Genomic DNA, 24,915 nt, shown 5'->3' with positions numbered 1-24,915 from the left:
GCCGATTTCGGATCGCGCTCCCGGTGGTGCTAGTGTGGTCGAGCACTTGGGGCTATGGCGCAGTTGGTAGCGCGTCTCGTTCGCAATGAGAAGGTCAGGGGTTCGAATCCCCTTAGCTCCACCAAGCAGCAGCGAAGGGCCACCCGATCGGGTGGCCCTTCGTCGTTCCCGGTGGCGACGGCGTCAGCTCGGGATGCTGTCCGTCAGGACGCCCGCCTGCGCGAGTGAGGCGTGGATCGCGTTCGCGGCCTGTTCGAACGCCCGGTTGCCCCGCGCGACGCCGAGTGCACCGCCCTTGACCGCCGACCGGCCGGACCCGCGGAGCAGTCGCGCGACCGCTCGTCCGTCGGGCGCGACCATGAGCTGTACGTCGAGGCGGGTGTGGAAGGTCCGGTCGTTCAGCAGGCCGCCGACGATCAGGGTCAGTGCCAGGCTGCCGCGGGTGGCCAGCAGGGTCCCCTGGTCGCCGTCGGCGACGGTGTAGCCCTCGCGGACGAGGGCGTCGCGGACGATCGCTCGGGTGGACTCGGGATCGGCGGCGACGAAGAAGTCGTGGCTCTCGGGCATGTGCGGTCTGATCCTTCCGGCAGATGGTGTGCTGCCAGCGATCCTGCCGTACCGTCGCCTACCCTGGTCGGGACATGACTGCTTCGTTCACCCGCCGTTCCCTGCTGTCGCTCGTCGGCGTCGCCGGCATCGGGGTCGCCGTCGCGGCCTGTTCACGCGGTGACGATGCCTCGCCGAGCGCGACCGGTCGCGCCGGAGCCGGGTCCGACGGGACGCCCGCGAGCGGGTCGTCGTCGGACGCCCGCCCCGTGGCCTCCTCGATCGAGCCCGCGCAGGTCCCGCTCGCCGGCGGCGTGCCGGTGACGGTGACGGGGACGGGCCTCGCGGCGGTGCGGGGCGTCACGGTCGGCGGGATCGCCGCGCGTGACGTGCAGGCCTCCGCCACGACGGTCACCTTCACGGCGCCGCACCAGGCGATGTACACGGCCGGGTCCGCCGACGTCGCGCTGTTCACCACCGCGATCGAGCCGAGCCCGTCGGCGAACCAGTCCTCGGACGGCAACGGCAGCGCCGCGAACGACGGGCAGGCCGGCGCCACCCAGGACCAGGCGACCGCGAGTCCGACGCCGACCGCCGCGTCGACGCCGGACGCCTCCGCCGCGGTGGCGACGACGTCGGTGGCGTACACGGCGCTCACGGCGGTCGACCGGCAGCTCGAGTACGCGATGCGGTACTGGAAGGACTACAACCTCGCCGAGTACGGCACGATGAACCCGATCGGCGGGGACTGCGCCAACTACGTCAGCCAGACGCTGATCGCCCGCGGGTGGCAGCAGCGCGACGACTGGTACAGCCGCGCCGCCGGCGCGCAGCACAGTGCGACGTGGACGTACTGCCCGGCGATGGACCCGTGGATGACGAAGAACGCCGCGACGTTCGGGTTGACCCGCCGGTCCCTCGACGAGCGCAGCAAGGTCAAGGTCGGCGACATCGTGTTCTACGACTGGAACGACAACCAGTCGCCCGACCACGTGACCATCGTCTCCGAGGTCTTCACCGAACCGGACGGCACGGTCCGCATCAAGTCGGCGAGCCACAACCAGGACGGCCCGTACCGCGACCTCGACGAGATGATCACCGTGCAGCACCCCGGCGGCACGGCCTGGTTCCACACGTTCGACGCGTAGCGGCGCCGTCGCCGCTCAGGGGTAGCCGAGGAACCAGGTCAGCACGACCGCGACCGCCTGCAGGCACACGCCGACGACCAGCCACGCGACGGTCCGTCGCCGGGTCCCCGTGAACAGGTCCGCCCCGAGCAGCGGCGCCGTCGGCATGAGCAACCGCGGCAGGCTCTGCTGCGGCAGGAACACCGCCACCAGGTAGAGCGCGTACGCGGCGGTGAACGAGACGACGTCGACGCCGAGCGCCCGCACACCCCGGCGCGTCCAGAACCACAGCCCGCCGGCGAGCACGACCACCACGAGCACGACCCCGAGCGCCCCGAGCCACGTCGAGGCCATCGTGAACCACGGTGTCAGCGGCGCGAAGTGCTGCCGCCCGACGAACCCGACCCACCACGACAGCTCGGTCTCGAGGTACGCGTCCGGCCGCCCCGTCACCGCCGAGGCCACGACCGGCCACGCCAGCCCCGCCGCCGCGATCCCGAGCCCCGCGACGACGATCGCCACGGCGTCCCGGACCGGGAGCGCCCGACGCTCCTGCACGAGCCGCACGCCCAGGTGCACGGCGAGGGCCACGGCGAGCGCGAGCACCCCCGGTTTCGTGAACGCCGCGACGAGCCCGAGCGGCAGCACGAACCGGTACCGCCGCCGCACCAGGGCCAGCAGGGCGCCGAACAGCAGGAGCAGGAAGGTGCTCTCGGCGTAGGCCACCTGCAGCAGGAACGCGGTCGGTGCGAACGCGAACAGCGCCGTTGCCCGGGTCGCCCGGTGGTCGTCGGACACCGCACGCACCAGCCGCCAGAGCACGACGCACGCTCCCGCCCCGGCGACGGTGGCGACGAGCACGCCGGCCGCCCAGAAGGACCCGCCCACGAGCGGCTGCACCACCCGCGCCAGCGCCGGGAACACCGGCAGGAACGCCCACGGGTTCGGCAGCACGTGCCCGTCGGCGTCGGTCGGCAGCGTCGCCGGGTAGCCGTGCTCCGCGATGGTCCGGTAGAACGAGCCGTCCCACGACCCGAGGAACGACAGGAAGGTCCCCTCGCGTCGGTACGACGCGAACGGCCAGCCGTTCGCCCGGGCGAGCAGCCAGACCGTGAGCAGCAGGACGGTGCTGACCACACGGGAAGCCAGCCACACGGTCAGGGGAGCCGTCCACCCGCGGTGCCGTCCCTCCAGGCCGACCGCGAGCAGGCGACGGGCGCGAGCCGGCAGCCTCGGCCGGGAGGCTCGGGTCGTCTCCGCCGTGTCGGTCACCGACCGATCCTCCCACCTCCACCCCGCGGCGCCGGCCCGTGCGCTCCTGTCCGGTCGCCGCACGGGGGCCGCGGCGGTCAGGAACCGCCAGGCCGCGAGGCGTTGCATCGGGCACGTTCCCTGGAAACCATCGACAGGAGGAATCATGCCCTTCATCACCGTCGGCGCCGAGAACGGCCACGACATCGACCTGCACTACGACGACCTCGGCTCCGGCGACCCGGTCGTCCTGGTCCACGGCTGGCCGCTCTCCGGCCGCTCGTGGGAGGGCCAGGTGCCTGCACTGGTCGAGGCCGGCCACCGCGTCATCGCCTACGACCGTCGCGGGTTCGGGCAGTCGTCGCAGCCGTGGGGCGGTTACGACTACGACACCTTCGCCGCGGACCTCGACAAGCTCATCACCGAGCTCGACCTGACGAACGTGACCCTGATCGGGTTCTCGATGGGCGGCGGCGAGCTCGCGCGCTACGTCTCGACCTACGGCACCTCGAAGATCGGGAAGCTGGTGTTCGCCAGCGCCGTGCCGCCGTACCTCTGGAAGTCGGACGACAACCCCGACGGCGCAGTCGACCAGGACCTCGCCGACTGGTTCTCGAACGGCATCACGGGCGACCGTCCCGCGTTCCTGCACCAGTTCGTCGACATGTTCTACACCCCGGGTGGTGAGCCGGGTCTGCTGAAGAAGCCGCTCGTCAGCGACGACCAGCGCGCCTACGACCTGGCGATCGCAGAGCTCGCGTCGCCGAAGGGCACGCTCGACTGCACGGTGGCGTTCGCGACGACCGACTTCCGCGACGACCTGACGAAGGTCGACGTCCCGACGCTCGTCATCCACGGCGACTCGGACGGCATCGTGCCCTTCGAGGCGTCGGGCAAGCGCACCGCCGAGGCGATCCCGAACGCGCAGATCCACGTCATCGAGGGGGGTCCGCACGGCGTGCTGGCCTCGCACACGGACGAGTGGAACGAGGCGGTCCTGCGCTTCCTGGCGTCCTGACTCCTTCCCGTTGCGTCTCTCGCACGACGCAACGTGGGCGGCTCCTCGCAGCGGTACGGCGCTGCGCAGGGTCGCCCACGTTGCGTCCTGCGGGCAGCTCGCCCGAGCCTCCGTGCCCGCGCGCGTCTCAGCGCCCGGTGACCGCGGCGCGGATGCGCTCGATCGGGACCTTCGGGGTGCGGTCGGCGTTGAGCAGCCCGTTCGTCTCCTGCACCGTGTCCGTCAGCTGCGTCCAGCACGAGCCGGCCAGGAACGCGCTCGCCCGGACCCCGTCGTAGAGCGCCGTGATCCGCGCCACCCAGTCGTCGTCGTCGACCGCCGAGGTGTAGCCCCACCCGTCCTCACGCTTCGCGCCGGGCTGGAAGTCCACGCCGCCGAACTCCGTGAGCATGACCGGCTGGCCCTCGTCCACCGCGCCGCCGACCAGGATCCGACGGTCGGCCGGGCCGCGTCCGCCGAGCAGCGCCGTGCGTGCGGCGTCGTCGGCGTAGGTGGTCGCGAGCCGGGCACCGTCGCCCTCGTAGTCGTGCACGGTGACGATGTCCGAGTTCGTGTGCTCCCACCCGTCGTTCGAGATCACGGGCCGGGTCGGGTCGAGCGCCCGGGTGACGTCGGCGAGCGACCGGGCGTAGGCCTGCTGCGCGGGGTCGGTCGCGACGTGCTGCACGCCCCAGCTCTCGTTCGCCGGTACCCAGGTGACGATCGAGGGGTGGGAGGCGTCGCGCTCGACGGCGTCCATCCACTCCCGCACCAGTCGCTGCACGGCGAGCGGGGAGAAGGCGTAGGCGCCGGGTGCCTCACCCCAGACGAGCAGCCCGAGCCGGTCCGCCCAGTACAGGAACCGCGGGTCCTCGATCTTCTGGTGGTTCCGTGCGGCGGTGAAGCCGAGCTCCTTGATGAGCTCGACCTCGCGGCGGAGTGCCTGCCGTGACGGCGCCGCCAGGTGCGACTCCGGCCAGTAGCCCTGGTTGAGCACGCTCCGGACGTCGTACGCGCGGCCGTTCAGCAGGAAGGCCCCGCCGTCGACGCCCACCGTGCGGACGCCGAAGTAGCTCGAGACGGCGTCGAGGGGCTCGGGTCCCTCGGCGGGGAGCAGGCTGACGACGGCGTCCACCAGGCGCGGGGTCTCGGGCGACCAGACGAGTTCGTCCTCGGCCTGGCCGTTCTGCTGCCGGGCGACCGGCACGACGACCTCGACCTCGTGCGCGTGCACCGGGACGACGGCCTCGACGGTGGCGAGGTCCTCGTCGCCTTCGTGCCACCGTGCCGTGATCCGGACGCGGGCACCGGCGGGGCGCTCGCCGGAGAGCCGCACGGTCAGGCGCATCGTCGCGTGGTCGACGTTGGTCCAGCGCAGGCCCGCGATCGACGCCGTCGGCACGGCCTCGAGCCACACCGTCTGCCAGATCCCGGTGGTGCGGCGGTACCAGATCGCGTGCGGGTGCTCGTGCCAGTCCTGCTTGCCGCGCGGCTGGGTGACGTCGTGCGGGTCGTCCTCGGCACGGACGACCAGGGTGTGCGCCGTGTCCGGGTCGGTGCCGAGCGCCTCGGTCACGTCGAGCGTGAAGGGGGTGTGCCCGCCCTCGTGCTCGCCGATGAACTGTCCGTCCACCCAGACCCGCGCGCGGTGGTCGACGGCGCCGAAGTGCAGCAGGAGCCGGGGTGCCGCACCGCCGTACCCGGCGGCGTCGAGCTCGGCGCGGGTGATCGTCCGGGCGTACCAGACCACGGGGTGGAACCCGGGCTCGTCGATGCCCGACGCCGGTGACTCGGGCGGGAACGGCACCACGATGTCCCGCGCGTCGGGGAACCCGGTGCGCCAGGCGGGGTCGTCGCCGGTGTTCCGGAACGACCACGTCCCGTCGAGGTCGGCCCACGCCCCGCGGAGCATCTGCGGTCGCGGGTACGAGCCGTCCTGGTCGGACGCGCGAGGGAGCCGCGAGGACGGACGGGGCGGGGACAGTGGGGCGGCGACGGTGCCGTCGAGCGAGCTCATGCGACCATGTTGGCGGGTCCGTACATCGTTGTAAAGACCGTCGGGCGCGGCGGGGACCCATCGTCCGGGACGCGTCCCGGCACCGGCGCGTACCGTTCGCTGCATGAGCGCCGAGGCACCCGAGCACGTCGACGACCGCACGCTGGAGGGCTGGATCGCACGCCAGCGCTGGTACGCCGCGAAGGGCGGGACCCCGGCCCTGCGCACGGTCGCCGAGACCGACGGCACCCGGCTCGTGCTCGACGACGCCCCGACCGGCGCCGTGCTCTACCAGGTGCCCGTCACGGCCGGGGGTCCGCCCGGCGCCGATCCCGTCGACGCCACCACCGACACCGACTGGGTGCAGCAGCTCGCCGCGCGCATCGACGCCGACCCCGAGAGCCTCCGACCGATCGGCGAGGTCACCGCGTCCCGGGTCCTCTCCGGCGAGCAGTCCAACACCTCGGTCATCTGCGACACGGCGTCCGGCGACCAGGTCATCATCAAGGTCTTCCGCGTCCTGCACCACGGCGACAACCCCGACGTCACCACGCAGCTCGCGCTCTCCGCCGCGGGCAGCGCGCGCGTACCGACCGTCCACGGCGCGCAGCGGGTGACCTGGCCCGACCCCGGCCGTCCCGACGGCACGGCGTCCGGACACCTCGCCTTCGCGCAGGAGTTCCTGCCCGGGCTCGAGGACGCCTGGCGCGTCGCCCTCCGCGACGCCCGGACCGGCACCCCGTGGGACGACCGGGCGGCCGCGCTCGGTGCGGCGCTCGCCGAGGTGCACCGCACGCTCGCCACCGCCCTGCCGACCGAGCCCGCCGACGAGGCCCGCCGCGAGGCCGCGGTCGCGACGATGCGGGCCCGCCTCGACGCCGCCGTCCGCGAGGCCCCGACCGTCGAGCCGCACGTCGATGCGATCCGTGCGGTGTACGACCGTGCCGCCGCCTCGCACTGGCCGGACCTGCAGCGCATCCACGGCGACCTGCACCTCGGTCAGGTGCTCGCCGCACCGGAGCCGCGCGGGTGGGTGTTCCTGGACTTCGAGGGGGAGCCGCTCCGCCCGCTCGCCGAACGGTCACTGCCCGACTCGACGCTCCGGGACGTCGCCGGGATGCTCCGGTCCTTCGACTACGTCGCGGGCGCCCTCGCGCACGACGCCGAGTTCGTCGACGCGGGCGTCTGGGCGCAGGCGGCACGGCAGGCGTTCCTCGACGGCTACCGCCGAGGCACCGGCGGCGACCTGGTCGAGCACCGCGCACTGCTCGACGCCTTCGAGCTCGACAAGGCCGTCTACGAAGTGGTCTACGAGACGCGGAACCGGCCCGACTGGGCCGGCATCCCCCTGGCCGCGGTCGCCCGACTGGCCGCGGACGCAGCCCGGTCCGACCCGGCGTGACCCGCTGACGGGCGGGAGGCGCGGTGTCGGCCGACACCGCGCCTCCCGTCCGTCACGTGGTGACGTCGACCGTCGTCGTCAGTTGACGGGTCCGGTGTACTTCTCGCCCGGACCCTTGCCCGGTGCGTCCGGGATGCTCGACGCCTCGCGGAACGCGAGCTGCACCGACCGCAGGCCGTCGCGGAGCGGACGGGCGTGGTGGTCGCCGATCTCGGTCGCCGCCGCGGTGACGAGTCCGGCGAGGGCCGTGATGAGCTTCCGTGCCTCGTCCAGGTCGGTCTGTTCCTGCGGGTCGTCCGCAAGACCGACCTTGACGGCGGCCGCGCTGAGCAGGTGGACGGCCACGGTGTTGATCAGCTCGACCGCGGGGACCTCGGCGATGTCGCGGGCCTCGTCGCCGGCGTCGTACCGCTCGTCGGCCTGCACGGTGTCGGCCTGCACGATGTCGTCCTGCGCGGTGTCGTTCTCGGGGGTGTCGGGCACGGTGCTCCTCTGCTAGACTCGTCGGCGGCAGATGCTGTCCGCGTGCCCCGGAACCTGTTCCGAGGTGTTCGAACGGCGTCGTAGAAGAGGAGTCTCTCCCACCCGCGGCCGTGCACCACAGGCTACCGGGTCCCAACCGCTCCGCCGGCGTCCGCGCCGGTCGGTCGTTCCGTACGGGGCGGCGTCGGGCGGCTGCCGAACGGGTTCCGATCCGTGCGTCAGATCTCCTCTCTCGTGCCGTCGTCCAGCGCAGCAGCGCCGGACGGCCACCACTTGATTGAAGGAGCTCCGCATTCCCGATCCCCGCACCAACGACCGAATCCGCGTTCCCGAGGTCCGACTCGTCGGCCCCCAGGGTGAGCAGGTCGGCGTCGTCCCGATCGCCATGGCCCTGCGTCTCGCGCAGGAAGCCGAACTGGATCTGGTCGAGGTCGCCCCGAACTCGAAGCCGCCCGTGGCCAAGATCATGGACTACGGCAAGTTCAAGTACGAGGCAGCGCAGAAGGCCAAGGAAGCGCGTCGCAACCAGGTGAACACCGACCTCAAGGAGGTCCGGTTCCGCCTGAAGATCGACACGCACGACTACGAGACCAAGCGCAAGCGCGCCGAGGGCTTCCTCCTCGGTGGCGACAAGGTGAAGGCGATGATCCTCTTCCGTGGTCGCGAGCAGTCGCGTCCGGAGCAGGGCGTCCGTCTCCTCCAGAAGTTCGCGGAGGAGATCGCCGAGTTCGGCGTCGTCGAGTCGCGTCCGACCCAGGACGGCCGCAACATGACGATGATCATCGCCCCCCTCAAGAACAAGTCCGACGTCAAGGGCGAGCAGAACGCGAAGCGTGCTGCGCAGAAGGCCGAGCGACGTGCGTCGGAGCACGCGGCGAAGGGCAAGGAGGCCGACGAGGCCACCGAGTCCGCGCCGGCGGAGACCTCCGCCGAGTAGGTCCCTCCGGACCACCGCGCGCAACGCTCCCACCGCAACGGCGCGGCCCACCCACCCACCCCACGGAAAGGCACCACGATGCCCAAGCAGAAGACCCACTCCGGGTCGAAGAAGCGCTTCAAGGTCACCGGCAGCGGCAAGATCATGAAGCAGCAGGCCGGTATGCGTCACAACCTCGAGGTCAAGAGCGCCAAGCGCAAGGCCCGCCTGAACGAGGACCAGGTCCTCGCCAAGGCCGACGCGAAGAACGTCAAGAAGCTTCTCGGCCACTGAGCCGGCGGAAACGTAAAGGAACAGATCAATGGCACGAGTAAAGAGAGCGGTCAACGCCGCCAAGAAGCGCCGCGTCATCCTCGAGCGCGCCGAGGGCTACCGCGGCCAGCGTTCGCGGCTCTACCGCAAGGCCAAGGAGCAGGTCACCCACTCCCTCGTCTACGCGTACCGGGACCGTCACGCCAAGAAGGGCGAGTTCCGTCGCCTCTGGATCCAGCGCATCAACGCTGCGTCGCGTGCGAACGGCCTCACCTACAACCGCCTCATCCAGGGTCTGAACCTGGCCGGCGTCGAGGTCGACCGTCGCATCCTCGCGGACCTCGCGGTGAACAACCCCGACACGTTCGCGGCGCTCGTCGAGACCGCCAAGAAGGCCCTGCCGGCCGACACCTCGGCCCCGAAGGCCGCGTAGTCACGCCAGCTCTCGAAGCCCCCGCTCCGTCCACGGAGCGGGGGCTTCCTGCATGCTGCGACACTGGACCCGTGAGCGATCTCCTCGAGAACCCCCGTGCCGGACGCGTGAAGGCCGTCGCGGCCCTGGCGAAGAAGGACGTCCGTGCCGACACCGGGCTCTTCCTGCTCGAGGGGCCGCAGGCCGTGCGCGAGGCGATCGAGTACCGCCCCGAGCTCCTGCGGGAGCTGTACGTCACCCCGACGGCAGCCGCCCGCTACGGGCTCGACGACGCACCGGTCGACACGTGGTTCGTGACCGAGCAGGTGCTCGACACGATGGCGGACACCGTCACCCCGCAGGGCGTCGTCGCGGTGTGCCAGCAGTTCCCGACGTCGGTGCGTGAGGTCTTCCCGGACGCCGGCGACGGCCTGGAGGCACGGGGTGCGTCCGCCACGGACGGCGCCCTGCCCGGTCTGGTCGCGATCCTCGAGCAGGTGCGGGACCCGGGGAACGCGGGCACGATCATCCGCGCCGCGGACGCCGCTGGCGCCGACGCCGTGGTGCTCACCGGTCGCTCGGTCGACCCCTACAACCCGAAGGTGGTGCGCTCCACCACGGGGTCGTTGTTCCACGTGCCGGTCTCGGTCGGGGTGACGCTCGCCGACACGGTCGCCCGCGCGAAGGCCCTCGGCTACACGGTCCTCGCCGCCGACGTGTCCGGCGACGACCTGCCGGACGTGCGGGCCGACGGCATGCTCGACGGCCCGACCGCCTGGGTGTTCGGCAACGAGGCCCGCGGACTGACGACGGAGGACCTCGAGCTGGTCGACCGCGCCGTGAAGGTCCCGATCTACGGTCGGGCAGAGTCGATGAACCTGGCGACGGCCGCCTCGGTCTGCCTCTACGAGTCGGCGTTCGCGCAGCGGGTGGCTTCTTCCTCCACAGCGCGCTGACCCGTCCTGCTCCTCCACCGTCCGCCCAGTGCAGGACGGCGGTATCCCGGGGGCCGGTAGGCTTGGGCCTCGTGTCAGAACACCTCGAGATCAGCGAAGCGGCCGTCGCCGACGCGGTCGACCGGGCCCTCGCCGCGGTCCGCGCGACGACGACCGTGGCCGAGCTGAAGCAGGCCCGGGCCGACCACACCGGCGAGCAGTCGGCGCTCGCGCGGATGAACGCGTCGATGCGCAGCGTGCCGAAGGAGCAGAAGGCAGCGGCCGGCAAGCTCGTCGGCCAGGCGCGCGGTCAGGTGAACGCCGCGATCGCCGAGCACGAGTCCGTCCTGGCCGAGTCCGAGGAACGCGCCCGGCTCGAGGCCGAGCGGGTCGACGTCACCGCGCTGCCGGTCCGCCGTGCGCCGGGCTCCCGTCACCCGCTCTCGGTCCTCAACGAGACCGTCGCCGACATCTTCGTCGGCATGGGGTGGGAGGTGGCAGAGGGCCCCGAGCTCGAGCACGAGTGGTTCAACTTCGACGCGCTGAACTTCGACCCGGACCACCCCGCGCGGGCGATGGCCGACACGATCTTCGTCGAGCCGGTCGACCGGCACCTGGTCATGCGCACGCACACCTCCCCGGTGCAGGTGCGCTCCCTGTTGTCCCGCGACCTGCCGCTCTACGTGATCGCCCCGGGGCGCGTGTACCGCGCGGACGAGCTCGACGCCACCCACCTGCCGGTCTTCACCCAGGTCGAGGGCATCGCGATCGACAAGGGCCTGACGATGGCACACCTGCGCGGCACGCTCGAGCACTTCGCGCGCCAGGTCTTCGGCGCCGAGGCACAGATCCGCCTGCGCCCCAACTACTTCCCGTTCACCGAGCCCAGCGCCGAGATGGACGTCTGGCAGCCGAACGCCAAGGGCGGCCCGCGGTGGGTCGAGTGGGGCGGCTGCGGCATGGTGAACCCCAACGTCCTGCGTGCGGCCGGCATCGACCCGGACGAGTACCAGGGCTTCGCGTTCGGGATGGGCATCGAGCGGACCCTGCAGTTCCGCAACGGCCTGAACGACATGCGTGACTTCCTCGAGGGCGACATCCGCTTCTCGCAGCAGTTCGGAACGGTGGTCTGATGCGCGTCCCACTCCGCTGGCTCGGCGAGTCCGTCGACCTGCCCGACGACGTCTCCCTCGAGCACGTCCACGCGGCACTCGTGTCGGTGGGCTTCGAGGAAGAGGACGTCCACACCTACGACCTCACCGGACCGATCGTCGTCGGTCGCGTGCTCGAGCGCGAGCCCGAGCCGCAGAAGAACGGCAAGACGATCAACTGGTGCCAGGTGGACGTCGGCGACGGCGAGCCCCGCGGCATCGTCTGCGGCGCGCACAACTTCGACGTGGGCGACCTCGTCGTCGTGACGCTGCCCGGTGCGGTGCTGCCCGGCCCGTTCCCGATCGCCGCGCGCAAGACCTACGGCCACGTGTCCGACGGCATGATCGCCTCGGCGCGTGAACTCGGCCTCGGCGACGAGCACGACGGCATCCTCCGCTTCGCCGACCTCGGCATGGAGCCCGAGGTCGGGGCCGACGCCATCGCGCTGCTCGGCCTCGACGACGCCGCGGTCGAGATCAACGTGACCCCGGACCGCGGCTACGTGATGAGCATGCGCGGCGTCGCCCGCGAGTACGCGCACGCCACCGGGGCGAGCTTCCACGACCCCGCCGATCGGGTGACGCCCCGCGCGGGCGAGGGCTTCCGCGTGACGATCGACGACCGGGCACCGGTCCGCGGTCGCGTCGGCGCGCACACCTTCGTCACGCGGACCGTCCGTGGGATCGACCCGACCGTGAAGACACCGGCATGGATGGTGTCGCGACTGGCACTGGCGGGCGTCCGCTCGATCTCGCTGCCCGTCGACATCACGAACTACGTCATGTTCGAGCTCGGCCAGCCCCTGCACGGCTACGACCTCGCGAAGGTCCGCGGCGGCCTCGGCGTGCGTCGCGCGGCGGCGGGGGAGACCCTGGTCACGCTCGACGACGCCACCCGCACGCTCGACCCCGAGGACCTCGTCATCACCGACGACGAGGGCCCGGTCGGTCTCGCCGGCGTGATGGGCGGTGCCCGCACCGAGATCTCGGACACGACGACCGACGTGCTGATCGAGGCCGCGGGCTTCGACCAGGTCTCGATCGCCCGGACGGCCCGTCGGCACAAGCTGCCGAGCGAGGCGTCGAAGCGCTTCGAACGCGGGGTCGACCCGCTCGTGGCCGAGGCCGCGGCGAACCGCGCGGTCGAGCTCCTCGTCGAGCTCGCGGGCGGCGCGGCCGACGCCCTCGGGTCGACGCTCGTCGACACCGCGCCCCGCCCGACGATCACGATGCGTGCGTCCCGACCCGCCGAGCTCGTCGGTGTCGACTACACCGACGCCGAGGTCGTCGACACCCTCCGTGCGATCGGCGCCACGGTCGACGTCGACGGCGAGCTGCTCGTCGTCACGCCGCCGTCCTGGCGACCGGACCTCACCGACGACACGACCCTGGTCGAGGAAGTGGCCCGCATCGTCGGCTACGACCGCATCCCCAGTGTCCTGCCGATCGCGCCGCCCGGGCGCGGTCTGGCCCGGCACCAGCAGGTCCGCCGTCGCGTGTCCGCCGCCCTCGCGGCGCAGGGCCTCGTCGAGGTCGTGGCCGCGCCGTTCGTCTCGCAGTCGACGCAGGACGCGTACCCGGGCATCGACGGCGACGGTGGGCCGAGCGTGGTGCTCGCGAACGCACTGGACAGCGAGCAGTCGCTGCTCCGTCGCAGCGGGGTCCCCGCCCTCGTCGACGCCGCACGTCGGAACGTGTCGCGCGGGCTCGTCGACGTCGCCCTGTACGAGACGTCGCGCGTGTTCCTGCCGACGACGGACGCGCAGCTCGGGACCGACTCCGTGCCCGCCGGTGCGGCTCGACCCGATCAGGACACCCTCGCCGCGCTCGACGCATCGCTCCCGCCCCAGCCGTTCCACGTGTCGGCGCTGCTGACCGGCAACCGCGTCGTGAAGCAGCCCGGGGTGCAGCCGGAGCAGTACGGCATCGCGGACGCGCTCGACGTCGCCCGCGAGGTCGCCTGGGCGGTCGGTGTCGAGCTCCGGGTCGCCCAGACGAGCCACCCGTCCCTGCACCCGGGGCGTGCGGCCTCGCTGCTCGTGGGTGACACCGTGGTCGGCGTCGCCGGGGAGCTGCTGCCCGTCCTGACCGAGGCCGCGGTGCTCCCGCGCGTGGTCGCCGTCGTCGAGCTCGACCTCGACGCGCTGGTGGCAGCGGCACCGGAGCTCGTCGCGGTCGCACCGATCGTGTCCTACCCGGCGGCGACGCAGGACCTCTCCCTCGTGGTCGCGGTCGACGTCCCGGCGGGCGACGTGCTCGAGGCCGTCCGCTCTGGCGCCGGGGAGCTGCTGGAGTATGCTCGGCTCGTGGACGACTACCGGGGCACGGGCGTGGACGAGGGACAGAAGTCCCTGACGTTCGCCCTGCGCTTCCGTGCCACGGACCGCACGCTGACCGCTGCCGAGGCCTCCGAGGCCCGTGACGGCGCCGTCCGACGTGCCGGCGAGCGATTCGGGGCGACCCTGCGCGACTGATCCACCGGATCACCGCCCGGGGCCGCCGCCTCCGACTCTCTCGACGACCAGTCCGACCAAAGGTGGAACCCATGTCCGTATCCGTCGCCGTGGCGGGAGCCTCCGGCTACGCGGGCGGTGAGCTCCTGCGCGTGCTCACCGCTCACCCAGAGTTCGACGTCAGGACGGTGACGGCCTTCTCGAACGCGGGGCAGCCGCTCATCGCCACGCAGCCGCACCTGCGGTCGCTGGCGCACCTGACGCTGGTGGAGACGACGGCGGAGAACCTGCGCGGACACGACGTGGTGTTCCTCGCGCTGCCGCACGGACAGTCGGGCGCGATCACGGCCGAGCTCGACGACGACACCCTCGTCGTCGACTGCGGCGCTGACCACCGCCTGACCGACCCGGCGGCGTGGGACGCGTTCTACGGCGGCGAGTACCACGGCGCGTGGACCTACGGGCTGCCCGAACTGCTCCACGCGGCCCCGGTTCCGGGCACCGCCGACGAGTGGCGTGACGTCGACGACATCACCGGGCTCGGTCGGCAGCGCACGGACCTCGCCACGACGAAGCGGATCGCGGTGCCGGGTTGCAACGTGACGGCCGTGACGCTCGGCATCCAGCCCGGGGTCCAGGCCGGACTCGTCGAGACGGACGACCTCGTCGCGGTGCTGAGCGTCGGACCGAGCGGTGCCGGCAAGAAGCTCGCGACCACCTACCTGGCGTCGGAGATCATGGGGTCCGCCAGCGCCTACGCGGTCGGGGGCACCCACCGGCACATCCCGGAGATCCAGCAGAACCTGATCGCTGCGGGGGCCGGTGACGTCCGGATCTCGTTCACGCCCGTCCTCGTCCCGATGGCACGCGGCATCCTCGCGACCACCACGGCACGACTGTCGCCCGGGGTCAGCGCCCGCGACGTCCGGCTCGCCTGGGAACAGGCCTACGCCGACGAGCCCTTCGTGCACCTGCTCCCGGAGGGCGAGTTCCCGCGCACCGCGGACACCGTCGGCGCGAACACGGCGCTCGTCGGCATCGCCGTCGACGAGGCCGCCGGCCGCGTGGTGGCCGTGAGCGCCCTCGACAACCTGGCCAAGGGCACCGCCGGCGCGGCCGTGCAGTCGGCCAACATCGCCCTGGGCTTCCCGGAGACCCTCGGCCTGAGCGTGGACGGAGTCGCACCGTGACCGACGTGACCGCGACGGACCAGGCCGGAGCGGGCCTCCAGGGCGTGACCGCGGCGGCGGGGTTCCGCGCCGCCGGGGTGACCGCCGGACTCAAGGCGAGCGGGAAGCCCGACGTCGCCCTCGTCGTGAACGACGGCCCCGACGCCGCCGTGGCGGCGGTCTTCACGAGCAACCGAGCGCAGGCGCACCCGGTGATCTGGTCGCGCCAGGTCGTCGGTGACGGCGTCGCCCGGGCCGTGGTGCTCAACTCCGGTGGCGCGAACTGCTTCACCGGCCCGTTCGGCTTCCAGACCACGCACATGACGGCCGAGGCCGTCGGCGACGCCCTCGGCATCGGCGCCGGTGACGTCGTCGTGTGCTCGACCGGGCTGATCGGCCGCGGGGACCAGACGTTCCGCGACGGCGTCCTGCGCGGCGTGGACCTCGCGAGCGCTGCGCTGACGGCGGACGGCGGGCCGGACGCAGCGTCCGCGATCATGACGACGGACACCAGACCGAAGCAGTCCGTCGTGACCGAGGACGGCTGGACGGTCGGCGGCATGGCGAAGGGCGCCGGCATGCTGGCGCCGGGGCTCGCGACGATGCTCGTGGTGATCACGACCGACGCCGTGCAGACGCCGGACCAGCTCGACCAGGCACTCCGCGCCGCGACCCGGGTGACGTTCGACCGCGTCGACTCGGACGGCTGCATGTCGACGAACGACACGGTCGTGCTGCTGTCGTCCGGTGCAAGCGGGGTCACGCCCGAGGTCGGTGACTTCCAAGAAGCGCTGACCGCGGTCTGCGCCGACCTCGCCCGCCAGCTCCAGCAGGACGCCGAGGGTGCGAGTCACGACATCACGATCGAGGTCACCGGCGCGGTGTCCGAGGACGAGGCCGTCACGGTGGGGCGCAGCGTCGCCCGGAACAACCTGTTCAAGGCCGCCGTGTTCGGCAACGACCCGAACTGGGGCCGGGTGCTCGCGGCGATCGGGACCACCGACGCCGAGTTCGACCCGTACGCGGTCGACGTCAGCATGAACGGCGTCCGCGTCTGCCACGCCGGTGCCCCGGACCGCCCGATCGACGAGGTCGACCTGACCCCGCGCGACACCCACGTCCTGATCGAGCTCGGGGTCGGCGTGCACGCGGCGACGATCCTGACGAACGACCTGACGCACGACTACGTCCACGAGAACAGCGCGTACTCCAGCTGATGAGCGACGACCTGACCAAGGAAGAAGAGCACGAGCTCGCCGCCGTCAAGGCCGCGACGCTCATCGAGTCCCTGCCGTGGCTGAAGCGGTTCTCGGGCAAGACCGTCGTCGTGAAGTTCGGCGGCAACGCGATGGTGAACGACGACCTGAAGCGCGCGTTCGCCGAGGACATGGTCTACCTGCGCTACGCGGGGCTCCACCCGGTCGTCGTGCACGGCGGCGGCCCGCAGATCTCGGCAGCCCTGAAGGAACAGGGCATCGCGTCCGAGTTCCGCGGCGGCTACCGGGTGACGACGACCGAGGCGATCACGGTCGTGCGCGACGTGCTGGCCGGCGAGGTCAACCGCGAGATCGTCGACCTCGTCAACGAGCACGGTGACGGCCTGGCGGTCGGGGTGTTCGGCGACGGCGGCTCGCTGTTCACCGGCGAGAAGAAGGGCGTCGTCGTCGACGGCGAGCACTTCGACCTCGGGCACGTCGGCGACATCACGCACGTCGACCCGTCCGGTGTCCTCGCCGCGATCGAGGCCGGACGCATCCCGATCGTCTCGAGCATCGCGATCGACGACGCCCACCCGGACCAGGCGCTGAACGTCAACGCCGATGCCGCGGCCGGCGCCCTGGCCATCGCACTCGGCGCCGCGAAGCTCATGATGCTGACCGACGTGCCCGGCCTGTACCGCAACTGGCCCGACCGCGACTCGATCATCGACCTCATCGCCGTCGACGAGCTGCGCGAGCTGCTGCCGAGCCTCGAGTCGGGGATGATCCCGAAGATGACCGCGTGCCTCGACGCCGTGGTCGGCGGGGTGGGCGGCGCGACCATCATCGACGGGCGCATCCCGCACTCGATCCTGCTCGAGGTGTTCACCCTGCGCGGCGCCGGCACCGAGGTGATCCCGGACCCGAGCCGTCGAACCGAGAACCAGAACACCCACGCCGAGGTCGGCCGACGGGTGCCCGAGTCCGCAGCGGACCCGGGACGCCACGCAGCGACCGACCACGCGAGCACGACGCCGCAGACGAGCACGACGCCGCAGACGAGCACGACGCCGCAGACGAGCACGACCCACCAGACGAGCACGACGCAGAAGGGGACCGAGCAGTGAGCACCGAGACGCAGACCCAGACCTGGAACGACCGGTTCGGGGCGTCGCTCATGCGATCCCTGACCCCGCCGAAGATCATGCTCGACCACGGCCAGGGCTGCCGCGTGTGGGACGTCGACGGCAACGAGTACCTCGACTTCCTGGCGGGCATCGCCGTGAACTCCCTCGGCCACGCCCACCCGGCGCTCGTCGAGGCCGTGGCCGACCAGGCCGCGAAGCTCGTGCACGTGTCGAACTACTTCGCGACGCCGCCGCAGCTCGAGCTCGCCGAGCGCCTGAAGCGCATCACCGGGGCCGGTGACGCGGGTCGCGTGTACTTCGGCAACTCCGGCGCCGAGGCGAACGAGGCCGCGTTCAAGCTCGCGCGGCTGAACAAGGGTGCCGACGGTCGGAAGACCCGCATCCTCGCGCTCAAGCAGGGCTTCCACGGCCGCACGATGGGCGCGCTCGCACTCACCGGCAAGCCCGCGCTGCAGGAGGACTTCCTGCCGATGGTCCCCGGTGTCGAGCACATCGACTCGACCGTCGAGGCACTCGAGTCGGCGATCGACGACACCGTCGCCGCGCTGATCCTCGAGCCGATCAAGGGCGAGGCCGGCGTGGTCGACCTGCCCGAGGGCTTCCTGCTCGCCGCGCGGCGCCTGACCGAGGAGCACGGTGCGCTGTTCATCCTCGACGAGATCCAGACCGGTGTCGGTCGGACCGGCAACTGGTTCACCTTCCAGGGCCACGGCTTCACCCCGGACGCCGTGACGATCGCGAAGGGCATCGCCGGCGGGTTCCCGATCGGCGCCCTCGTGACGTTCGGCTGGGCGTCCGAACTGTTCTCGGCCGGTCAGCACGGCTCGACCTTCGGCGGCAACCCGCTCGGCACCCGCGTCGCGAACGCGGTGCTCGAGGAGATCGAACGCGCCGACCTGGTCGCCGGCGCGGTCACCAAGGGCGAGCGCATCCGTGCCGGCATCGCCGCCCTCGGTTCTCCGCTGGTGCACGAGGTCCGCGGCACGGGCCTGCTCGTCGGCGTCGGCCTGACCGCCCCCGTCGGCCCGGCCGTCAACGCAGCCGCCCTCGAGCGCGGCCTCATCATCAACGCCCCGAACGAGTCGAGCCTGCGCATCGCACCGCCGCTCGTCGTGACCGACGCCGAGATCGACGAGTTCGTGTCGATCCTCGGCCAGAGCCTCGCGGCCGTCGCCGCTGAGCAGGAGACCTCCGCATGACCCGCCACTTCCTCCGCGACGACGACCTGACCCAGGCCGAACAGTCCGCGATCCTCGACCTCGCCGCCCGGATGAAGGGCGACCGCTGGGGCGAGAAGCCGCTGGCCGGCCCGCAGACCGTCGCGGTGATCTTCGACAAGTCGTCGACCCGCACGCGGGTGTCCTTCCACGTCGGCATCTCCGACCTCGGCGGGAGCCCGCTCGTGATCACGACGGCGAACAGCCAGCTCGGCGGCAAGGAGACCCCCTCGGACACCGCCCGGGTGCTCGAGCGCATGGTGTCCGCGATCGTCTGGCGCACCTACGCCCAGGCCGGGCTCGAGGAGATGGCGGCGGGCACCCGTGTGCCGGTCGTCAACGCCCTGTCGGACGACTTCCACCCCTGCCAGCTCCTGGCAGACCTGCTCACCATCCGTGAGCACCGCGGCACGCTCGCCGGGCAGACCGTCGCCTTCGTCGGGGACGGCGCGTGCAACATGGCACACTCGTACCTGCTCGCCGGCGCCACCGCGGGCATGCACGTCCGGGTCGCCGCGCCGGCCGCGTTCAGCCCCGACCCCCGGGTCGTCGCCGACGCCGAGCGTCGTGCCGCCGAGACCGGAGGGTCCGTCCTGGTCGTCACCGACCCGGTCGCCGCCGTCGCCGGCGCCGACGTCGTGGTCACGGACACGTGGGTGTCGATGGGCAAGGAGGACGAGAAGCAGGCGCGACTCGACACCTTCGCGGGGTACCGCGTCGACGACGAGCTGATGGGGCACGCCGCCGACGACGCCGTGTTCATGCACTGCCTGCCGGCGGACCGCGGGTTCGAGGTGACCGCCGAGGTCATCGACGGGCCGCGGAGCATCATCTGGGACGAGGCGGAGAACCGCCTGCACGCGCAGAAGGCCCTGCTCGCCTGGCTCCTCGCCACGAACGCGACGGGCGGCCCGGCCACCGCGACCGCCTCGGTCTCCGCGAGCATCGCGACCGCGGCGACCAGCCCGACCGCCTGACCTCACTCGACAGGAGTCCCGTGACCGACCGCATCGTCGTCGCCTGCTCCGCCGGGGTGGACCCGGCGGCGGCCGTCGAGCACTTCGCCGTCCACCACGAGGTCCTGGCCCTCGTGGTGGACCTCGGCGGTCGCTCGCGCGAGGTCGACGCGGTGCGCGAGCGCGCTCGGGTCGCCGGCGCGGTGGACGCCCTGGTGGTCGACGCGAAGACGGAGTACGCCGAGCGGTACGTCGTCGGCGCCGTGCAGGCGAACGCCGGCGGTCCCGGTCGGCCGCTGGTGCCGGCGCTGCGTCTGCCGATCATCGCCGACCACCTGACCCGGACGGCGCGGCAGCTCGGTGCCGTCGCGGTCGCGCACCTCACGTCCGCGCCGGACCAGGTCGCCCTCACGACGACGGCCGCCGGGTACGACCCCGACCTCCGGGTCCTCCCCGTGCCGAACAGGGTCGTGCCGGTCGGCGGTACCGAGCACGACGTCTGGGGCCGCCTGGTCGCCGAACCCGATCCCGAGGACCCGTGGGTCGCGGTCGACGCGGCGGGCTGGGCGCGGACCGCTGACCCGGCCGCGCAGCCGGACCCCGAACCCGACGAGGTCACCGTGACCTTCGAGCACGGAGTCCCGGTCGCCCTCGACGGGCAGCGCTTCCCGGTCCTGCGCCTCCTGCGCGAGCTCGACGCCCTCGCCGGCCGCCACGGCATCGGGCGGCACGACCTCGTCGTCGACCTGCTCGACGGTCGCAAGGCCCGCCGCCTCGCGGAGACCCCGGCCGCGACGGCACTCGTCGCGGCGCACCGGGACCTCGAACGCATCACCCTCGAACGCGAGGTGCTGCGCGTCAAGGACGGCGTGGACCGCGAGTGGGCCGACCTGGTCGAGGGCGGTCGCTGGGCGAGCGGGCTCCGCCGTGCACTCGACGCCTTCATCGAGGACACGCAGCGGCACGTCTCCGGCGACGTGCGGCTCCGGCTGCACGGCGGGGTCGCCGCGGTCACCGGGCGCCGGTCGGAGCAGAGCCTGCTCGACTTCGAGCTCGCCGGGGTCGCGACCACCGCCGGTCCCGCGTTCGCCGACGTCCGGGCCCGGCCGACCCGGACCGCCACCCGCCGCGACCGCGCGAACTGACGACCGACCGCCACACGCCGCGACCGCGCGACCTGACAGCCGACCGCCCCGCGAACCCCGCCCCACGAACCCCGCACCACCGACCAGCACCCCTCCCAGGCAGGACGACATGACCGACGCGACGCAGCCCAGCAAGACCGACGCCACGAACACGGGCGCCCTGTGGGGTGGCCGCTTCGCCGACGGCCCCAGCGCCGAACTCGCCGCGCTGTCCCGGTCGACCCAGTTCGACTGGCAGCTCGCGCCGTACGACATCGCCGGTTCGCGGGCCCACGCCCGGGCCCTGCAGGCCGCGGGGTACCTGACCGAGGACGAGCTGGAGCGCATGATCGCCGGCCTCGACCGCCTGGCCGATGCGCACGCGACGGGCGAGTTGCAGCCGGACGACTCCGACGAGGACGTCCACGGTGCCCTCGAGCGCCTGCTCATCGCCGACCTCGGACCGGAACTCGGCGGGAAGCTCCGGGCCGGCCGGAGCCGCAACGACCAGATCGCCACCCTCGGCCGCATGCACATGCTCGACCACGGTCGGCGGATCGGGCGTCTCGTCATCGACCTCGTCGACGCGATCTCCCAGCAGGCCAGCGAGCACCCCGCGGCGATCATGCCCGGTCGCACCCACCTGCAGCACGCCCAGCCGGTCCTCCTCGCCCACCACCTCCTCGCCCACGCCTGGCCGCTCGTCCGCGACCTCGAGCGGCTCCGCGACTGGGCCGACCGTGCGAGCGTCAGCCCCTACGGCGCCGGAGCCCTGGCGGGCAGCTCGCTCGGACTCGACCCGGCGGCGATCGCCCGCGAGCTCGGCTTCGCCCGCCCCGCGGACAACTCCATCGACGCCACGGCCGCCCGCGACGTCGTCGCGGAGTTCGCGTTCGTCCTCGCGCAGATCGGCATCGACGTCTCCCGTCTGGCCGAGGAGATCATCCTGTGGAACACGAAGGAGTTCGGGTTCGTCCGGCTCCACGACGCCTTCTCGACCGGGTCGAGCATCATGCCGCAGAAGAAGAACCCGGACATCGCGGAGCTCGCGCGCGGCAAGTCGGGTCGACTCGTCGGCAACCTCACGGGCCTCCTCACGACGCTCAAGGGCCTGCCGCTCGCGTACAACCGCGACCTGCAGGAGGACAAGGAGCCGGTCTTCGACTCGGTCGCCCAGCTCGAGGTGCTGCTCCCGGCCTTCACCGGCATGGTCGCGACGCTGACCTTCGACACCGAGCGGATGGCCGAGCTCGCACCGCAGGGCTTCTCGCTCGCGACCGACGTCGCCGAGTGGCTGGTCCGGCAGGGTGTGCCCTTCCGCGACGCCCACGAGGTCTCGGGCGCGCTGGTCCGGTACTGCGAGGAGCGCGGCCTCGAGCTCGACGAGCCCGGCGACGACGAGTACCGCGCCGTCTCCGAGCACCTCACACCCGAGGTCCGCGGGGTCCTCACGATCGAGGGCAGCGTCGCGTCCCGCGCCGGTGTCGGCGGCACGGCGCCGGACCGCGTCGCGGAGCAGCTCGCCGCCCTGACCCGCCGCGTCCACGACCTGGCCGAGGGCGCACCCTTCACCCGATGACCGACGGGCTGCGCGCGCTCCTGGCCGAGCCCGCCCCGGTCTGCGCACCGGCTCTGCTCGGCGCGACGATCGCGGGGCGCGGCGTGACGCTGCGCATCACCGAGGTCGAGGCCTACTGGGGCCCGACCGACCCGGGCTCGCACGGCCACCGCGGCCCGACACCACGCAACCGGCACCTCTTCGGGCCGCCGGGAACGCTCTACGCGTACCGCTCGTACGGCATCCACACCTGCGTCAACGTGGTGAGCGGGCCGGAGGGCACCTCGTCCGGCTCGCTCCTGCGCGCTGCCGAGGTGGTCGACGGCATCGAGGTGGCCCGGGCACGCCGCGGCCCGTCCGTCACGGACGTCGCCCTGGCCCGGGGACCCGGCAACCTCGGACAGGCGCTCGGCGCCGTGCTCGGCGAGGACGACGGGACCTCGCTCCTCGACGGGTCCGGGCCGTTCCGGCTCACGCTCGCCCCCGGTCTGGAGGCGCGGCTCACCGCCGCCGACCCGGCCGACGTGGTCGCGGAGCTGCTCCGAGAGACGGTGGCCGGTCCCGTGGGCGCGGCTCGGGTCCGGCGGATCTCCGTCGGCCCGCGCACCGGCGTCGCCGGTGTCGCCGGTGGGGCGACGTTCCCCTGGCGCTCCTGGTGGACCGGTGACCCGACGGTCTCGGCGTACCGACGGCACCAGCGGGCGGTCGACTGACGGGGACGGGCCGCGCCTCCCGGCCGTCGTCACCGGCCCGCCGGTCGCTACGATGGTCCGGTGTCCAGCGCAACCGATCCCGATGTCCTGACACGCCAGCAGAACGACCCCACCTTCGCCTCGGTGTGGGACGAACTGCGCTGGCGCGGTCTGGTGCACGTCTCCACCGACGAGACGGCACTCCAGGAGGCCCTCGACGGCGGGACGGTCACGTACTACTGCGGGTTCGACCCGACCGCACCGTCGCTGCACTGCGGCAACCTGCTGCAGCTGCTCACGATGCGGCGGCTGCAGCTCGCCGGGCACAGGCCGCTCGCGCTCGTCGGCGGCTCCACCGGGCTCATCGGCGACCCGCGACCGACCGCGGAACGAACCCTGAACACCCCGGAGACCGTCGCCGAGTGGGTGAACCGGCTGCAGGCGCAGGTGTCCCGGTTCCTCAGCCCCGACGGCGAGAACGGCGTCCGGCTCGTCAACAACCTCGACTGGACGGCGCCGCTGTCCGCCATCGACTTCCTGCGTGACATCGGCAAGTACTTCCGCGTGAACACGATGCTGAAGAAGGACGCCGTCGCCGCGCGGTTGAACTCCGACGCGGGGATCAGCTACACGGAGTTCAGCTACCAGATCCTGCAGGGTCTGGACTACCGCGAGCTGTACCGGCAGTACGGCTGCACGCTGCAGACCGGTGGTTCCGACCAGTGGGGCAACCTGACCTCGGGCACGGAGCTGATCCGGCGCACCGAGGGTGTCGCCGTGCACGCGCTCGGCACCCCGCTCATCACGAACTCGGACGGTACGAAGTTCGGCAAGAGCGAGGGCAACGCGATCTGGCTCGACGCCGAGATGACGTCGCCGTACGCCTTCTACCAGTTCTGGCTCAACACGGCGGATGCCGACGTGATCGCCCGGCTCCGGGAGTTCACCTTCCTCGACCGCGCGGAGATCGGGCGGCTCGAGCAGGCGGTGGCCGACGAGCCGTTCCGTCGCGAGGCCCAGCGCACCCTGGCGTCCGAGGTCACCTCGCTGGTGCACGGAGCGGCGGCGACCCAGGCGGCGATCGACGCCTCGGCGGCGCTGTTCGGGAACGGCGACCTGGCCGCGCTCGACGCGGCGACCCTGCGTGCCGCGGTCGCCGAGCTGCCCGGGACGGTGTCGCTCCCCGGCGACGCCGACGTCGCTCGCGCCCTCGTCGACACCGGCCTCGTGAAGTCGCTCGGTGAAGCGCGCCGTGCGGTCGACCAGGGCGGTGTGTACGTGAACAACGTCCGCGCCGACGACACGACCGCACAGCTCGCAGGCCTCGCGTTGCCCGGGGGAGTCGTCGTGCTCCGCCGCGGCAAGAAGACCCTCGCCGGCGTGACGCTCGGCTGACCCGCCCACCCCCGCTGCACCCGGTGCCCGGTCTCCCGACGGAGGCCGGGCACCGCTGCGTCCGCTGGGTGCCGGCGTGCAGTTGCAGAGTGCGACACGCCCGGACGACGGCCCGGTTGGCGCTCCCCGCCGTCGCTGCGTAGAGTTCTTACTCGTCACCCCAAAGGTGCGGCGGAGCGGCTGGAGCGAGAGCCCAGAGCCTGCCGGCCTCAAGCGGGACCATCCTCCACCGAAGTTCAGATCAGGCCTTGTGCTCGATCGCTTCGACGCTTAGGATGACTACTCCACCGGCCCTCTCCTACGGGATGAGCCACAGGACTCCGGTCCGACGAGTTGCCGGTGACACCAAGAACACAATGCCCCTCTGGCGGAGCTCCTTCTGGGAGTCGAGTGGGGGGTGCGTCTGGTCCTTGAGAACTCAACAGCGTGCACATTGTCAATGCCAATTATTTTGACCCCGTGCCTGGTCGGTTTGCTGACCGGGTCGGAGACAATTCCTTTTGGATTGAATTGAT

21 protein-coding genes, 1 tRNA gene and 1 pseudogene are annotated in these 24,915 nt (G+C 72.3%); 19 read left to right on the top strand and 4 right to left on the bottom strand.

Annotation, left to right across the window (positions count from 1 at the left end; translation table 11 throughout):
* Positions 1-48: 48 nt before the first annotated feature.
* Positions 49-124: transfer RNA gene (locus QUG98_RS14370), tRNA-Ala, on the top strand.
* Positions 125-183: 59 nt separating this feature from the next.
* Here QUG98_RS14370 and QUG98_RS14365 read toward each other — a convergent pair.
* On the bottom strand, positions 184-567 hold the full coding sequence (locus tag QUG98_RS14365) for a hypothetical protein (protein WP_289471216.1): 384 nt from the start codon (positions 565-567) through the stop codon (positions 184-186).
* A 74-nt stretch (positions 568-641) separates the two neighbouring features.
* On the opposite strand from QUG98_RS14365, the gene QUG98_RS14360 reads away from it, so the two are divergent.
* Positions 642-1,694, top strand: coding sequence for an amidase domain-containing protein (locus tag QUG98_RS14360; RefSeq protein ID WP_289471215.1), 1,053 nt, complete (start codon positions 642-644; stop codon positions 1,692-1,694).
* 15 nt (positions 1,695-1,709) lie between these two features.
* Here QUG98_RS14360 and QUG98_RS14355 read toward each other — a convergent pair whose 3' ends face one another.
* Entirely contained in the window at positions 1,710-2,945 is a 1,236-nt protein-coding gene (locus QUG98_RS14355; RefSeq protein ID WP_289471214.1) for a hypothetical protein, read from the bottom strand.
* Positions 2,946-3,090: 145 nt separating this feature from the next.
* Between QUG98_RS14355 and QUG98_RS14350 the strand changes: the two genes are divergently transcribed.
* Entirely contained in the window at positions 3,091-3,942 is an 852-nt protein-coding gene (locus QUG98_RS14350) for an alpha/beta fold hydrolase (RefSeq protein WP_289471213.1), read from the top strand.
* A 127-nt stretch (positions 3,943-4,069) separates the two neighbouring features.
* On the opposite strand, the gene QUG98_RS14345 is transcribed toward QUG98_RS14350, so the two are convergent.
* A complete protein-coding gene (locus tag QUG98_RS14345; RefSeq protein ID WP_289471212.1) occupies positions 4,070-5,938 on the bottom strand; it encodes a glycoside hydrolase family 2 protein in 1,869 nt (622 codons plus the stop codon).
* A gap of 103 nt (positions 5,939-6,041) precedes the next feature.
* Between QUG98_RS14345 and QUG98_RS14340 the strand changes: the two genes are divergently transcribed.
* Positions 6,042-7,319: a phosphotransferase gene (locus tag QUG98_RS14340; protein WP_289471211.1), complete on the top strand. Its 1,278-nt coding sequence runs from the start codon at positions 6,042-6,044 to the stop codon at positions 7,317-7,319.
* 78 nt (positions 7,320-7,397) lie between these two features.
* On the opposite strand, the gene QUG98_RS14335 is transcribed toward QUG98_RS14340, so the two are convergent.
* Entirely contained in the window at positions 7,398-7,763 is a 366-nt protein-coding gene (locus tag QUG98_RS14335; RefSeq protein ID WP_289471261.1) for a DUF1844 domain-containing protein, read from the bottom strand.
* 316 nt (positions 7,764-8,079) lie between these two features.
* Here QUG98_RS14335 and infC point away from each other — a divergent pair, with 316 nt between their 5' ends.
* The 15 genes and pseudogenes from infC to tyrS all read left to right on the top strand — a co-directional run bounded on the left by infC (position 8,080) and on the right by tyrS (position 24,400).
* A complete protein-coding gene (gene infC / locus QUG98_RS14330) occupies positions 8,080-8,739 on the top strand; it encodes a translation initiation factor IF-3 (RefSeq protein ID WP_082687698.1) in 660 nt (219 codons plus the stop codon).
* Positions 8,740-8,817: 78 nt separating this feature from the next.
* Complete coding sequence (gene rpmI / locus QUG98_RS14325) at positions 8,818-9,012, top strand: 50S ribosomal protein L35 (RefSeq protein WP_022903519.1); 195 nt, start codon at positions 8,818-8,820, stop codon at positions 9,010-9,012.
* A 28-nt stretch (positions 9,013-9,040) separates the two neighbouring features.
* Positions 9,041-9,424, top strand: coding sequence for a 50S ribosomal protein L20 (rplT, locus tag QUG98_RS14320; RefSeq protein ID WP_058730008.1), 384 nt, complete (start codon positions 9,041-9,043; stop codon positions 9,422-9,424).
* A gap of 71 nt (positions 9,425-9,495) precedes the next feature.
* Positions 9,496-10,359 carry a TrmH family RNA methyltransferase gene (locus QUG98_RS14315; RefSeq protein WP_289471210.1) on the top strand — a complete coding sequence of 288 codons (864 nt, stop codon included), beginning with the start codon at positions 9,496-9,498 and terminating at the stop codon, positions 10,357-10,359.
* A 71-nt stretch (positions 10,360-10,430) separates the two neighbouring features.
* The gene (gene pheS, locus QUG98_RS14310; RefSeq protein WP_289471209.1) at positions 10,431-11,471 is read left to right on the top strand and encodes a phenylalanine--tRNA ligase subunit alpha; all 1,041 of its coding nucleotides are present in this window, start codon (positions 10,431-10,433) and stop codon (positions 11,469-11,471) included.
* Positions 11,471-13,963, top strand: coding sequence for a phenylalanine--tRNA ligase subunit beta (gene pheT, locus QUG98_RS14305; protein WP_289471208.1), 2,493 nt, complete (start codon positions 11,471-11,473; stop codon positions 13,961-13,963). Before pheS ends, pheT begins: the two co-directional genes overlap by 1 nt.
* 71 nt (positions 13,964-14,034) lie before the next feature.
* Complete coding sequence (locus QUG98_RS14300) at positions 14,035-15,132, top strand: N-acetyl-gamma-glutamyl-phosphate reductase (protein WP_289471207.1); 1,098 nt, start codon at positions 14,035-14,037, stop codon at positions 15,130-15,132.
* A complete protein-coding gene (argJ, locus tag QUG98_RS14295) occupies positions 15,129-16,328 on the top strand; it encodes a bifunctional glutamate N-acetyltransferase/amino-acid acetyltransferase ArgJ (protein ID WP_289471206.1) in 1,200 nt (399 codons plus the stop codon). The genes QUG98_RS14300 and argJ overlap by 4 nt, the downstream gene beginning before the upstream one ends.
* Positions 16,328-17,230, top strand: a pseudogene (gene argB / locus QUG98_RS14290) (acetylglutamate kinase); the annotation flags it as partial. The gene argJ and the pseudogene argB, both read left to right, overlap by 1 nt.
* 203 nt (positions 17,231-17,433) lie before the next feature.
* Positions 17,434-18,657 (top strand): acetylornithine transaminase, encoded by a 1,224-nt coding sequence (locus tag QUG98_RS14285; RefSeq protein WP_289471204.1) that lies wholly within the window; start codon positions 17,434-17,436, stop codon positions 18,655-18,657.
* Complete coding sequence (argF, locus tag QUG98_RS14280; RefSeq protein WP_289471203.1) at positions 18,654-19,652, top strand: ornithine carbamoyltransferase; 999 nt, start codon at positions 18,654-18,656, stop codon at positions 19,650-19,652. The genes QUG98_RS14285 and argF overlap by 4 nt, the downstream gene beginning before the upstream one ends.
* A 20-nt stretch (positions 19,653-19,672) precedes the next feature.
* The gene (locus QUG98_RS14275; protein ID WP_289471202.1) at positions 19,673-20,776 is read left to right on the top strand and encodes an argininosuccinate synthase domain-containing protein; all 1,104 of its coding nucleotides are present in this window, start codon (positions 19,673-19,675) and stop codon (positions 20,774-20,776) included.
* Between the two features lie 109 nt (positions 20,777-20,885).
* Positions 20,886-22,334, top strand: coding sequence for an argininosuccinate lyase (gene argH / locus QUG98_RS14270; RefSeq protein ID WP_289471201.1), 1,449 nt, complete (start codon positions 20,886-20,888; stop codon positions 22,332-22,334).
* Entirely contained in the window at positions 22,331-23,026 is a 696-nt protein-coding gene (locus tag QUG98_RS14265; protein ID WP_289471200.1) for a DNA-3-methyladenine glycosylase, read from the top strand. Before argH ends, QUG98_RS14265 begins: the two co-directional genes overlap by 4 nt.
* Before the next feature lie 60 nt (positions 23,027-23,086).
* The gene (gene tyrS / locus QUG98_RS14260) at positions 23,087-24,400 is read left to right on the top strand and encodes a tyrosine--tRNA ligase (RefSeq protein ID WP_289471199.1); all 1,314 of its coding nucleotides are present in this window, start codon (positions 23,087-23,089) and stop codon (positions 24,398-24,400) included.
* Positions 24,401-24,915: the final 515 nt, after the last annotated feature.

The sequence above is a fragment of the Curtobacterium subtropicum genome (assembly GCF_030362975.1).
In the GTDB taxonomy this organism is placed as follows: domain Bacteria; phylum Actinomycetota; class Actinomycetes; order Actinomycetales; family Microbacteriaceae; genus Curtobacterium; species Curtobacterium subtropicum.
The sequence above is the reverse complement of the archived record's forward strand: the minus strand, read 5'-3'. Positions and strand labels throughout refer to the sequence as shown.

Excerpts from the sequence above, each read along its gene's own strand:
- argF (WP_289471203.1), top strand. The coding sequence starts at position 18,654 with ATGACCCGCCACTTCCTCCGCGACGACGACCTGACCCAGGCCGAACAG.
- QUG98_RS14265 (WP_289471200.1), top strand. The coding sequence starts at position 22,331 with ATGACCGACGGGCTGCGCGCGCTCCTGGCCGAGCCCGCCCCGGTCTGC.
- QUG98_RS14300 (WP_289471207.1), top strand. The coding sequence starts at position 14,035 with ATGTCCGTATCCGTCGCCGTGGCGGGAGCCTCCGGCTACGCGGGCGGT.
- QUG98_RS14365 (WP_289471216.1), bottom strand. The coding sequence starts at position 567 with ATGCCCGAGAGCCACGACTTCTTCGTCGCCGCCGATCCCGAGTCCACC.
- QUG98_RS14340 (WP_289471211.1), top strand. The coding sequence starts at position 6,042 with ATGAGCGCCGAGGCACCCGAGCACGTCGACGACCGCACGCTGGAGGGC.
- argH (WP_289471201.1), top strand. The coding sequence starts at position 20,886 with ATGACCGACGCGACGCAGCCCAGCAAGACCGACGCCACGAACACGGGC.
- rplT (WP_058730008.1), top strand. The coding sequence starts at position 9,041 with ATGGCACGAGTAAAGAGAGCGGTCAACGCCGCCAAGAAGCGCCGCGTC.
- pheT (WP_289471208.1), top strand. The coding sequence starts at position 11,471 with ATGCGCGTCCCACTCCGCTGGCTCGGCGAGTCCGTCGACCTGCCCGAC.
- QUG98_RS14350 (WP_289471213.1), top strand. The coding sequence starts at position 3,091 with ATGCCCTTCATCACCGTCGGCGCCGAGAACGGCCACGACATCGACCTG.
- rpmI (WP_022903519.1), top strand. The coding sequence starts at position 8,818 with ATGCCCAAGCAGAAGACCCACTCCGGGTCGAAGAAGCGCTTCAAGGTC.
- QUG98_RS14360 (WP_289471215.1), top strand. The coding sequence starts at position 642 with ATGACTGCTTCGTTCACCCGCCGTTCCCTGCTGTCGCTCGTCGGCGTC.
- QUG98_RS14345 (WP_289471212.1), bottom strand. The coding sequence starts at position 5,938 with ATGAGCTCGCTCGACGGCACCGTCGCCGCCCCACTGTCCCCGCCCCGT.